This is a genomic window from Sphingobacterium olei, from assembly GCF_005048855.1.
Lineage (GTDB): Bacteria > Bacteroidota > Bacteroidia > Sphingobacteriales > Sphingobacteriaceae > Sphingobacterium > Sphingobacterium olei.
Genome location: NZ_SUME01000008.1, coordinates 99,613 through 112,621, shown reverse-complemented (window position 1 = coordinate 112,621; position 13,009 = coordinate 99,613). Strand labels below are relative to the sequence as shown.

At 37.4% G+C, this 13,009-nt stretch carries 12 protein-coding genes; 11 read left to right on the top strand and 1 reads right to left on the bottom strand.

Annotated elements, in window-relative coordinates; genetic code table 11:
- Complete coding sequence (gene coaD, locus FAZ15_RS18000) at positions 1-462, top strand: pantetheine-phosphate adenylyltransferase (protein ID WP_136902706.1); 462 nt, start codon at positions 1-3, stop codon at positions 460-462.
- A gap of 7 nt (positions 463-469) precedes the next feature.
- Here the strand turns inward: coaD and FAZ15_RS17995 are convergent, their stop codons facing one another.
- Positions 470-1,777: a DEAD/DEAH box helicase gene (locus tag FAZ15_RS17995; RefSeq protein WP_136902705.1), complete on the bottom strand. Its 1,308-nt coding sequence runs from the start codon at positions 1,775-1,777 to the stop codon at positions 470-472.
- Positions 1,778-2,094: 317 nt separating this feature from the next.
- On the opposite strand from FAZ15_RS17995, the gene FAZ15_RS17990 reads away from it, so the two are divergent.
- From FAZ15_RS17990 to FAZ15_RS17945, 10 genes are all read left to right on the top strand, one after another.
- Complete coding sequence (locus FAZ15_RS17990) at positions 2,095-2,982, top strand: OmpA/MotB family protein (protein WP_136902704.1); 888 nt, start codon at positions 2,095-2,097, stop codon at positions 2,980-2,982.
- A 131-nt stretch (positions 2,983-3,113) separates the two neighbouring features.
- On the top strand, positions 3,114-3,860 hold the full coding sequence (locus tag FAZ15_RS17985) for a hypothetical protein (RefSeq protein ID WP_136902703.1): 747 nt from the start codon (positions 3,114-3,116) through the stop codon (positions 3,858-3,860).
- 45 nt (positions 3,861-3,905) lie between these two features.
- Positions 3,906-4,502, top strand: coding sequence for a hypothetical protein (locus FAZ15_RS17980; RefSeq protein WP_136902702.1), 597 nt, complete (start codon positions 3,906-3,908; stop codon positions 4,500-4,502).
- A 66-nt stretch (positions 4,503-4,568) separates the two neighbouring features.
- Positions 4,569-5,483, top strand: coding sequence for an AEC family transporter (locus tag FAZ15_RS17975; RefSeq protein ID WP_136902701.1), 915 nt, complete (start codon positions 4,569-4,571; stop codon positions 5,481-5,483).
- A 98-nt stretch (positions 5,484-5,581) separates the two neighbouring features.
- A complete protein-coding gene (locus FAZ15_RS17970) occupies positions 5,582-6,544 on the top strand; it encodes a formylglycine-generating enzyme family protein (RefSeq protein WP_136902700.1) in 963 nt (320 codons plus the stop codon).
- 25 nt (positions 6,545-6,569) lie between these two features.
- Complete coding sequence (locus FAZ15_RS17965; protein ID WP_136902699.1) at positions 6,570-7,883, top strand: Gfo/Idh/MocA family protein; 1,314 nt, start codon at positions 6,570-6,572, stop codon at positions 7,881-7,883.
- 2 nt (positions 7,884-7,885) lie between these two features.
- Positions 7,886-8,890 carry an FAD:protein FMN transferase gene (locus tag FAZ15_RS17960; protein ID WP_136902698.1) on the top strand — a complete coding sequence of 335 codons (1,005 nt, stop codon included), beginning with the start codon at positions 7,886-7,888 and terminating at the stop codon, positions 8,888-8,890.
- Positions 8,891-9,029: 139 nt separating this feature from the next.
- Positions 9,030-9,947, top strand: a complete 918-nt coding sequence (locus FAZ15_RS17955) for a hydroxypyruvate isomerase family protein (RefSeq protein ID WP_136902697.1) — start codon at positions 9,030-9,032, stop codon at positions 9,945-9,947.
- An 83-nt stretch (positions 9,948-10,030) separates the two neighbouring features.
- Positions 10,031-11,281, top strand: a complete 1,251-nt coding sequence (locus FAZ15_RS17950; protein ID WP_136902696.1) for a nucleoside permease — start codon at positions 10,031-10,033, stop codon at positions 11,279-11,281.
- A 20-nt stretch (positions 11,282-11,301) separates the two neighbouring features.
- The gene (locus FAZ15_RS17945) at positions 11,302-12,984 is read left to right on the top strand and encodes a GMC oxidoreductase (RefSeq protein WP_136902695.1); all 1,683 of its coding nucleotides are present in this window, start codon (positions 11,302-11,304) and stop codon (positions 12,982-12,984) included.
- The last annotated feature ends 25 nt before the right edge of the window (positions 12,985-13,009 follow it).

Here is a 13,009-nt window from a genome sequence, read left to right as displayed (position 1 = left end):
ATGAAAATAGCAGTCTTTCCCGGTTCATTTGATCCATTTACGTTTGCCCATAAGGATTTAGTTGATAGATCGTTATCGTTATTTGATAAAGTATATATTGCGATCGGTGTCAATTCTTCAAAGAAGGGATTAATGGCATTCGAGAAACGAAAGAATGCAATTGAATCAGTTTATGCTAATTCAGACCGGGTTCTAGTAGATATGTTTTCGGGGCTTACGGTTGATTATTGTACATCCTTAGGAGCACAATTCATATTGAGAGGTCTTCGTAATACAAACGACCTGATCTACGAAGATGCAATTGCTCAGAATAATTTGATCCTCGCTCCGCATATCGAAACCTATTTTTTATTAAGTAGAAGCGGTACTGCACATATTTCATCTACAATCGTTCGGGATATTCTCGCTAACGGAGGAGCGGTTGATAAATTGGTGCCCCAAGAAGTAATTGATTTTTTATAACATGTTGTTAGGTTCGCATAAATTTAATTTTATTACCCTTAATCTTTCCTGATCCCGCATTCTTGAGAATGAGGGAGGCCACACTTCTTTTTACTGCGATATAAGCTTCATTATCTTTAACCTCAATAATGCCTATATCCTCTTTTTCGACACCATCGAGTTGAAGTGTATATCCAACCAAGTCAATTTTGTTTACTTTATTTTTTTTACCAACGGGGATATAAAGTGTAGCATAAGGTGTGTTTGACGGTAACTCGTATTCCTCCTCCAATGTAATTTCTTCAGTTGGACCAGACAGGTACGGGAAATCATCGTCTGGTTTGAGCATTACAATAACGTCTCCTTCGGTGTTCATACGTGCGGTACGTCCGTTTCTGTGAATGAATGCATCTTCCTTATAAGGTAATTGATAATGGATGATGGTATCTACGGCCGGAATATCGAGACCGCGTGCCGCTAAATCTGTTGTTAATAATATGCGATTGCTATTATTTCTAAACTTTAAGAGCGCTAGCTCCCGATCTCTTTGTTCTAGACCGCCGTGGAAAACATCATGAATTAACATACGATCTTCCAGTAGCTCACTGATATGATCTACAGCATCCCGATGGTTGCAAAAAATCAATATTTTTTTATCACCCAGCTGGCAGAGTAATTTGAAAAGAGTTTTGAGTTTATGTTGAGGAGAAGAGTGTACCTTTTTATAAGTTAGATTAGGGATACTTTCATTATCCGTTAAATAGTCGACCGTAACTGGGGTGTTAAGGGTTATAAAACTAGGATATTCAACTAATTTTGTTGCAGAAGTCAAGATTTTGTGTTCAATTTGATTAATCTGTGATAGCAAATTGGACATTTGAGCTTGAAAGCCGAGTTCCAATGATTTGTCAAATTCATCTAATACAACGGTATGTATTTGCCTCGGATTAAAATGTCCTCTATCGAGATGGTATATCAGACGTCCGGGGGTGCCAATTAGTATGCTAGGTGCTTCTTTTAATGTATTCCGTTCTATCTTAGTGTCATGACCGCCATAACAGCAGGTCACTTTCTGCCCGATTACCACTTTTTTAATAACAGATTCTATTTGTAGTGCTAGTTCCCGTGTCGGAACAATGATGAGAACTTGAACAATGTCTTTTATGAATGGATCTAGTAGCTGACTGATGATTAGGGAGAAAGCGAGCGTTTTACCCGTTCCAGTGGGAGATAGAACTACCAAATCCTGCTGAGCCCTGAATTTTTCGGTAACTTCCAGCTGCATGGGATTTAACGATTCGATGCGTAAGTTTTTAAGAATTTTTGCGATGTCCATGGCGCTAAATTAAATAAATAATACGGTAGCCATGCGATATATTAACATTGACTGATTGAAAATCGCAATCGAGGCATTAAAGCGCTGTTAGGTTGCTATATAATTGTTAAAATATGTTATTTCAAATTATTGGAATATTTTTTGGCACAGGGATTGATAAATGTTTCATTCATAATTTAGGTTAATAATTGGTTAATAATAAGCCTTCAGTCTCCCCGGTTGAAGGCTTATTCATGTAAAATACTTAAATATTGTTAACATGATGTAGAAAGGCATTTAATTTGCTATCTTCACATACGTGAAAAACAACAAGAGGTATGCTTAAACATCAACGAATAATTCCATTAACTATATTACTGGGTAGTTTAGTAATGGCAAGCTGTGTTAGCAATAAAAAGTATTTGGCTTTGCAAACACAACATCAGGATTTAGCGGCGCTATATCAAAAGGGACAAGTGGATTTAGCAGAAAGTCGGGCCAAAGTTAAAAGTCTAGAAGACCAATTGGAGCAGGAAAGAAAGAATAATGCTGCATTAAAAGAAGCTTATTCAAAATTGCAAACCACATTAGATAATAGTATATCGCAAAATTCGCAAGGAAATGTAAATATCTCGAAACTAGTAGATGAGATCAATGCTTCAAATAAGTATATTCAACATCTTGTAAACACAAAAAATAAGAGCGATTCGTTGAATGTAGTACTGACAAACAATCTAACGCGTTCACTTAGCCGTGAAGAATTACGCGATGTTGATGTGAAAGTATTAAAAGGCGTGGTATATATCTCCCTTTCGGACAATATGCTTTACAAATCAGGTAGTTATGAGATTTCCGATAAAGCTGGAGAAACATTAAGTAAAATCGCAAAAATTATTCAAGATTATAAAGATTACGAAGTTCTTATAGAGGGTAATACGGACAGCGATCCTATTTCGAAAACAAATATTCGTAATAATTGGGACCTGAGTGCTTTAAGAGCTTCATCTGTTGTGCAGGCGTTGCAAAATAATTATGGCGTAGAACCGAAAAGATTAACTGCTGGGGGGCGTGGTGAGTATAATCCTATCGCGGATAACTCTACTCCAGATGGTAAAGCAAGAAACAGACGTACCCAGATTATCATTACACCTAAGTTGGATCAATTTATGGAATTGATTGATAAAGCTCCAGAAGCGGATAACGCACCTACTGTGGAAGATTTGTAGGTTTTATCAAAAAAAATGAATGTCCTTAATAGCAAAATTATTAAGGACATTTTTTATCGGATAAATAAGAGAAACTTTTTCTAAGTTTGTGATAACGGTAAATTTGGCATGATTGTTTATGCTCAGCAAAGATGATTGTAAAAAAACTTCAACCGTTAATCGTTCTGGCGATTCTTTTTTTATTAGCAAGCTGTAGTTCGATATACATGCCCAATGTTCCGGCTACTCCCATGTTTCGAAATCAAGGAGAAGCATATGTTTCAGGACACATAAATACACAAGGTAATATGAGTGGATCTTTTGGAGTGGCAGCCACAGATCATATCGCAATAATCACGAATGGATCCTATATAAAAAGTGGTATAAAATCCAACGAACAGTTTGATCAAAAATTGATTGAAGGAGGAGTAGGCTATTTTGCTAAGATGGGGAAAGATAAAAAACAGATACTAGAATTTTATGGTGGTTATGGTATAGGCAATACCCTGAATATTGATAAACGGGCGTCTACAATGGGGTTTGAAGCCGTTGAAACCCGAGAAATGGATTTTGATAAAATATTTGTGCAAGTAAACTATTCTTCGACTCAAAAGCGCAAACTTAATTTGTTTGGCAATAAAAGGGAATTAAATTACGGTACAGCAATTCGGCTAAGTAGAGTAGGTATGACGGATTTTGTCGTAGATGGGGTAGGTGTGCAAAAAGAAGAAAACTTGTTTATTGAACCAGTATTTTTTACCCGTTTGGAGCTTTTTAAAGGTTTTCAACTGCAATATACAACAGGTTTTAATATAGGTGTAGTTGATAACGAATATTTAAAGGCCGGTAATTCAATTTTCACATTAGGTGTATCATATAATTTGGGGCAAAAAAAATAATAAAGATGGACGATCCATCTACCAGACATAAAAAAATATTAACAGATGAAAAAAATAAGTTTAATATCAGGGGTCATTGTATTATCTCTTGTTATCTTCGGATGTGTTGCGAGCAAACGAGCGCAGGTAGAAGCTTTAGCGAAATGTACATATGACATCCAATCCATCAATAGCATGTTGGTAGGTGGTAAATCCGTTGAAAGTTTTGATACAGGAAATGGAATTAATCTAGCTTCTATACCTAGTATCGCATTGGCTATTTTGAGAAAGGATCTTCCTTTGGAAGCAAACGTAAATTTAAAGATAACCAATCCTTCCCAGAAAACTGCCGCCATCAACCAATTTAAATATTTGATAGAAATACAAGGCAATCCGGTATTCGAAGGAACAGTTGACGAAAATATTCGTTTAACAACCAATGAATTTAGTATAGTTCCATTAAGTTTTAAGTTAAATTTATTTGGAGCAGATAAAAAGGACAATTATGTGGAAAAGATTTTTGATGAACTTTTTAAAAGAGAGAAAAGCGATAATTTTATGACATTAAAAATTAAACCTTCTTTTCGAATTGGAGGCAACAATATATATTATCCAACATACATTACGGTGGATACAAATTTGCTTAAAAAGCTAAAAATTTAGATTTTTAATGGAGAATTGTTGGCGAAAGGCTTTTGAAATCATTTCAAAAGCCTTTTCTTTGCTGTCGTGTTAAACTTTCTAGTAATCTTGATTTCCCTGGTGGCAGGTTTTATTGTCAAACAAACCAAGTTGGTAGACGCAAATGCCTATAAAGGGATCAATATATGGGTAATATACATTGCTCTTCCAGCTGTGGCACTAAAATGCATACCACAGATTGACTGGAATATTGCTTATATGTTTACGGTCGTGCTGCCTTTCCTGGTTTTTGGCGGATCGTTTTTGTTTTTTCAGTATCTTAACATATTCCTAAAACTCTCGAATCGCAATTTAAGGACTTTAATCCTAGTTTCGGGATTAAGCAATACATCATTTATCGGGTTTCCATTGATTATCACTTTTTTCGGAGAGGAATATTTAAAAATCGGTATTGTAAGTGATCAAACCACTTTTTTTATTTTATCTTCATGGGGAATAATACTTGCTCTAGGTGCTAAAAGAGTCGGGTTCAAGACAGAAGACAGAAATTCTTTTATTATTAAAAGAGTATTCTCCTTTCCTCCCTTTGTTGCATGTATAATTGCTGTTATTTTTCATGATGTGTGGCTTAATGAAGTATCTCAAGGGCTGCTCAGTACTTTTGCTTCAACGGTTTCACCTTTAGCACTTTTTTCGATAGGCATGCAGTTGAATTTTAAGAACTGGAAGAAAGAATTGAATTTAATTTCATACTCCTTGTTCTATAAACTGATTTTAAGTCCTTTTATTCTGATCATACTTACGCTTTTAATGGGATTACATGGAACTTTCTACCAGGTTTCCGTCTTTGAAATGGTTATGCCAAGTCTAGTCGCAACGAGTGTTGTTGTACAACAGTTTGGTTTAAATACTAAACTTGCAAATACAATAATAGGAGTGAGTATTATTATTGGACTATTTCTTTCTTTAATCTGGCATAGTGTGATAATTACACTATTGTAACGTCTTTGTTATTTTTTCATGTTAGTAACTTGAATTTTATTTACTACTTTAGAGTTAGTTTATCGAATTAGATATGCTAAACCTATAATTGATAATTAATGAATAGAATTTTCTTGTTTTCTGTTTTGAGTATTTCTATGGCACAGGCTCAAACTTCTCATCAGCGTTATGTTCAACAGATCGAAGGCACTACACTTGAGTTTACCATGGAAGCGATTCAGGGAGGAACATTCATGATGGGAAGCAATAGTTCTCCAAATACCGATGAAAAACCTGCTCATAAGGTTAAAATTGATCCTTTTTGGATGGGGACTTATGAAGTTACTTGGGATATTTATGAGCCATTTTTATATAAGGATTATGAGCAATCTAAACAGAGAGTTGGGACTATTCCTCAGCATGTAGATGCAGTTACGAGACCGACTAAACCTTATTTGGATATGACTTTCGGAATGGGAAAAGAAGGTCATCCCGCGCTGGCAATGACACATTATAACGCCATACAGTTTTGCAAATGGCTGTATGTAAGAACGGGGGTGTTTTATAGATTGCCGACAGAAGCAGAATGGGAATATGCCTGCCGCGCTGGTTCAGATGAGGAATATTTTTTCGGCGATGATCCGAAGGTCGTCTCTGAATATGCTTGGTTTGCTTCTAATAGTAATCAATCTACGCAGAAAGTGGGACAGAAAAAGCCAAATCCTTACGGATTGTATGACATTTTAGGCAATGTAGCAGAGTGGACATATGATCAATATATTGCTGATTTCTATACTAGAGATAAAACCGACCTTAATGATAATCCAGTATCGCTTCCCACTGCGTTATATCCACATGTGGTGAGGGGTGGATCTTTTGAAAGTACAATCGATGAGTTGCGCTCGGCTGCCCGTACGCCCTCTGATCCTGTTTGGAAACAACTGGATCCACAAATGCCCAAATCTAATTGGTGGTTTCCGGAAGCTCCTTTTGTAGGAATGCGTCTGGTTAGGCCCTTGAATCCACCCACACATGAGGAGATAATGGCTTATTACGATAAAGAACCTATAGCGGATTTTTAAAAAAAAACCTAATATTTATATATACATGAAAAATTTTAACCGTAGAGATTTTATTAGATCTTCCTCCATAATAGCCGGATCGGCTGCTGTTACCATGACATCAGCTTCATCAGTGTTTGCTGCCGGAAATGACGTCATTAAAGTTGCATTGATCGGTTGTGGTGGACGGGGTACAGGAGCCGCTGCCGATGCGCTTGAATCAGGACAAAATGTTCGAATAGTTGCAATGGCAGATGCTTTTCAAGATAATCTCGATACATCTTTAAAAAATCTAAAACAAAAATATGCCGATAAAATCGACGTTCCTCAAAGCAGACAATACGTGGGTTTTGAAGGGTACAAGTCGGCCATAAAAGATGCCGATGTGGTCATCTTGGCGACTCCACCGGGTTTTAGGCCTATTCATTTTGAGGCGGCTGTAAATGCGGGAAAACATGTTTTCATGGAAAAGCCAGTGGCTGTTGATATCCCCGGTATACGTAAAGTATTAGCCACGGCAGCAGAAGCGAAGAAGAAAAAACTAAACGTCGTAGTAGGTTTGCAGCGACGTTATCAAAAAAATTATAGAGAAGGTATTCAGCGCATTCAAGACGGCGCGATAGGTGACGTTACATCGGGACAGGTGTATTGGAATAGCGGAGGTGTATGGGTAAGACCACGTAAGCCACATCAGACCGAAATGGAATACCAAATGCGAAACTGGTTTTATTTTAATTGGTTGTGTGGAGATCATATCGTAGAACAACACGTACATAATATTGATGTCGCCAATTGGGTGAAAGGTAAATATCCGGTCTCAATCGAAGGAACTGGCTCCAGAGCGCACAGAGTTGGAAAGGAATACGGCGAAATTTACGATAATTTTGCGGTGGAATTGACCTATGATGATGGTTCGGTCGTGTATAGCCAATGCCGTCACTTTGAGGGGATACACAATCGCGTAGACGAGACTTTCCAAGGAACCAAAGGGCGGGCCTACTTGTCAGCAGGTAATCAAGCTGTGCTATGGGATGCCAAAGGGAACGAAATATTTCGTCACAATGGTAGAGGGGATGCGAATCCCTATCGCCAGGAACACGTTGAATTGTTTGATGCAATTGCAAAAGGCGAATACAAATTTGAAAATGCGGAGTATGGAGCCTATAGTACATTAACTGGTATTATTGGTAGGTTAGCCTGTTATTCTGGTAAAGTAATTAAATGGGATCAGGCAATACAATCGGAGATTGATCTTATGCCAGCGGTATATACGTGGGAGAGTCTTCCGAAGATATTACCCGATGAAAATGGAATTTATCCAGCGGCAGTACCCGGCATTAATTCGCAGTTGTATATCTAACCTTGAAAATTGCAATTATTATATTTCAAATATTGTTAGGATGTTTTGTATTTGCACAACATCCTAATGTATTTAAAGAGCAGGTAATTCAAGGACAGGCTCAAGGAACCACCTATTTAATACGTTGTTTTTCAAATCAGCTTATACTTAAAAAAGATATAGATAGCATATTGAATAGTATTGATCTATCTTTGTCCATTTATAATCCGAACTCGTTAATTTCTACATTTAACAAAACCGACACGAGAGCGATACAAATGGATCCTCATATGGCAACGGTTGTTCGTAAAAGTGTGGAGATACACAAGGTAACTAATGGATATTTTGATATCACGGTATTGCCGCTCATTAAGTTATGGGGATTTGGTCCTGACGGTTTTAAACAAAATCCAACAACCGAAGCTATTTCAAGTATATTACCTCTTGTCGGAATGCGAAACCTTAAAATTAAGGCAAAAAAAATAATGAAGAATAATCCCGGTGTTTCGATAGACCTAAATGGCATAGCGCAGGGATATAGCGTCGATGTTCTGGCAAGATATCTAGAGGATAATGATGTTCAGCATTACCTCATCGAACTTGGAGGAGAAATTAAAGTAAAAGGCGCTAAAGATTCAGGACAATGGCAAATTGCGATTCAAAGACCGCCCTCTCGTGCTAGTGCACCGTCAGATTCGTTGACTTATATCTTAAATTTAAAAGATAAAGCGGTAACGACATCTGGAACATATGAAAATAAAAGAATGGTTAGCAATAGGTACGTTTCTCACCATATAAATCCATTAACTGGATATCCCATTGAAAATGTGACGGTGAGTGCAACAGTGATTGCAAATACCACCATGGAAGCAGATGCCCTTGATAATTACTTTGTGTATTTAAACCCTCAACAAGCGGTAGAATTCGCTGATAAATTAAAGGGAATTGAGGTGTATTTAATTTATTTCGAGAATAATTCTTTTAAAGAAGCCTTTTCTAAGGGCTTTAAAAATTATATTTACAACTGATAAACTATATGAAGGGATATTTTTTTTAGAATGCCGATTAACAAATGAAAAATACAGACCGAACCGATGGGCAGTCGATTAAAAAGTTAAGCTGCGACGGTGTTTTGATAAATATACGTTAACGAACAATTATATACATATGAAAAGATCAGATTTTGTTAAGAATGCGAGTTTACTTGTTGGAAGCTCTGTATTTTTTGATTCATCTTTAAAAGCATCTATGCCAGATAGTAATAACATGAAAAATCAAACGTTTAAATTAGACTATGCCCCACATCAAGGGATGTTTAGCACTTCAGCAGGTAAAGATTTCCTAAGTGAAATACAATATATGTACGATCTGGGTTTTCGCAGTATTGAAGATAACGGTATGCCCGGACGTTCCGTTGAAGAGCAAAAAAAGGCAGGAGAACTACTTGCTAAGCTAGGGATGAGAATGGGAGTATTTGTGGTGCCGAAAGGAGGGAATGGCGCAAATACACTAGCTGCAGGAAAACAAGAGCATGTCGATGTGTTTCTGAAAGGGTGTCGTGATTCTGTTGAAATTGCAAAGCGTGTTAATGCCAAATGGGTAACTGTAGTACCGGGTGATTATGAACGTCGTCTTCCTATTGGCGTACAGACAGCAAACGTAATTGAAGGTTTAAAAAGAGGGGCTGAAATATTTGAACCGTATGGAATTACAATGGTTCTAGAACCGCTAAGCGACACCCCAGATCTTTTTCTGCGCTTTACCGATCAGACCTATGAAATTTGTAAAGCGGTGAATAGTCCGTCATGCAAAATTCTATATGATGCCTATCACCAACAAAAAAACGAAGGAAATTTGATCAATTTGATGAACCAGTGTTGGAATGAAATTGCGTATATCCAAGTAGGCGATAACCCAGGGAGAAAGGAACCCACGACAGGAGAGATCAACTATAAGAATGTGTTTAAATGGTTGTATGAAAAAAATTATAAAGGCATAGTAGGTATGGAACACGGTATGTCAAAATCGGGAAAAGAAGGCGAAATAGCGTTGGTAAATGCTTACCGAGAAGTGGATAATTTCTAATGCTAAATTATATTAGCAAAAATAATTTTTAATAATTTACAATAACTACTATATTTATAAAATAAACCTATCATTTCATCAAGATGTCAACATCAATAAAATTTAAGTTATCCTTCATGATGTTTCTCGAATTCTTTATTTGGGGAGCATGGTTTGTAACGTTGGGAACGTTTCTGATTAAAAATCTTCAAGCGAGTCAGTTCGAAATTTCGAACGTATTCTCGACCCAGTCACTAGGTGCTATTATCGCCCCTTTTATTATTGGTATGATTGCCGACAGGTATTTTAATGCCGAAAGAATATTGGGAATTTTACATTTAATTGGTGCCGTTTTGATGTTTCAAATGTATCAGGCGACGGATATTTCAGTATTCTATCCGTATGTGCTTTCGTATATGATATTGTATATGCCAACTTTATCCCTGGTGAATTCGGTGTCATTTAGACAACTGACTAATCCAGAAAAGCAATTCTCCAGTATACGTATTTGGGGTACCATCGGATGGATTGTTGCGGGATTATCGATAAGCTATTTATTTAAATGGGATGCTGCGGAAGCGTCTGGAGAAGGAGCATTAAGAAATACATTTTTAATGGCTTCGGTCGCATCATTAGCGTTAGGATTATTCTCTTTCGTATTACCTAAAACTCCTCCCGTTAAAATTTTATCGGATGAAAAACCATCTTTTGCATCTATCATTGGTTTAGATGCTATAAAATTGCTAAAGGATAAAAACTTTTTGATATTCTTTATCGCTTCCATTTTAATCTGTATTCCACTTGCATTTTACTATCAAAATGCAAATCCTTTTTTAGATCAGATAGGCTTGGAAAATCCCACGGGAAAAATGACTATAGGTCAAATATCCGAGGTGCTTTTTTTATTGTTATTACCTATATTCTTTACCAAGTTTGGTTTCAAGAAAACTATTCTTGTTGGCATGTTGGCGTGGGCTGTTCGTTATCTTTTATTTGCCTATGGTGATGCGGGAGATTTATCATTTATGTTGATTTTAGGGATAGCGTTACACGGGATTTGCTATGATTTTTTCTTTGTTTCAGGACAAATTTATACCGATAGTAAAGCCGGAGTAAAATATAAAAGTGCTGCACAGGGGCTAATAACACTAGCTACCTATGGTCTGGGGCAATTAATTGGATTTTGGGTTGCGGGATTTGTAGGGGAAAAATATAAAAGCTTACAGGGAACAGATGTTGCTGCATTCTGGGAGCAAACATGGATTATACCAGCAGTCATTGCATTTGTGGTATTTATCCTATTCTTAATATTCTTTAAGGATGAAAAAGTAGAGAACAAAACTGAAAATATTTAAAACAAACTAGTAGAAGAAGTATGGCAGACAATGTTTATGATGCAATAGTAATTGGATCTGGTATTAGTGGAGGATGGGCTGCGAAGGAGCTTACGGAGAAGGGATTAAAAACCATTATGTTGGAACGAGGTCGGAATGTTGAACATGTTAAGGATTATCATGCGAACAAAGATACATGGGAATACCCACACCGCGGCGGTCGTACAAAACAAATGGAAGCAGATTATCCGGTTTTAAAACGTGACTATCCATTGAATGAGAAAAATTTGGATTTTTGGGTTAACGAAAAAGAAAGTCCTTACACAGAAACCAAGCGTTTTGATTGGTTCAGGGGATATCACGTTGGGGGAAGGTCTTTAATGTGGGGACGTCAAAGTTACCGTTTTTCAGACCTTGATTTTGAGGCCAATTTAAAAGATGGACATGGTACAGACTGGCCTATCCGATATGCAGATATTGCTCCTTGGTATAGCTATGCGGAAAAATGGGCCGGTATTTCGGGTAATCGCGACGGGTTAGCTGTATTGCCGGATGGAGATTTTATGCCCCCTATGGATATGAATATTGTTGAGAAGGATCTTGCTTCACGTTTAAAAAAAGAGTATGGTGGACAACGGCACTTCATCATGGGAAGAACTGCTAATATCACTAAGCCACATACCGGACGTATCAATTGTCAGTATCAAAACCAGTGTTGGTTAGGTTGTAATTTCGGTGCATATTTTAGTACCCAGTCTTCCACATTGCCACCTGCGGTAGCTACAGGTAATCTAACCTTAAGACCATTTTCTATCGTTACCGAAATCATTTACGACAAGGATACTCAGAAAGCGAAAGGTGTACGGATCATTGACGCAGAAACAAATCAAACCTATGAATTTTTTGCTAAAGTAATTTTTGTGTGCGCCTCTGCGCTCAACTCAACCTGGGTATTAATGAATTCTGCCACCGATGTGTGGGAAGATGGATTGGGAAGCAGCAGCGGTGAATTGGGCCATAATGCAATGGATCATCATTTCCGGGTCGGTGCTGGTGGAACGGTAGAGGGTTATGAAGATAAGTATATTTTCGGACGTAGACCTACCGGACTATATGTCCCTCGTTTTGTTAACGTAGATGGAGATACGAAGCAACGTGATTATTTAAGGGGATTTGGATATCAAGGGGCAGCTAGTCGCGGTCGCTGGTCTGGCGAAGTAGCTGAGATGAGTGTGGGTGGAGATTGGAAAGATGCCATGCTTGAACCGGGCAATTGGTCTGTTGGATTTACGGCGTTTGGTGAAATCTTACCATATCACGAAAATCGTATCTTTTTGGACAAGAATACCAAAGACAAATGGGGATTACCTGTATTGGCAATGGATATGGAGATAAAGGACAACGAGAAAAAAATGCGTAAAGACATGGCAGAGGAGATGAAAGAGATGTTGGAAAAAGTAGGCGTGAAAGATGTCTATACCTATGATAACGAATATCATTTTGGTATGGGGATCCACGAAATGGGTACTGCGCGCATGGGTACAGATGCTAAGAATTCCGTGTTGAATAAACATAACCAAGTTTGGGATGCAAAAAATGTATTTGTTACAGACGGTGCGAGTATGACATCAGGGGCTTGTGTAAACCCATCTTTAACATATATGGCATTGACAGCGAGAGCTGTAGATTTTGCTGTTTCGGAACTAAAAAAAGGTAATTTGTAGAATTTTTTTGTGATAAAACTATAAA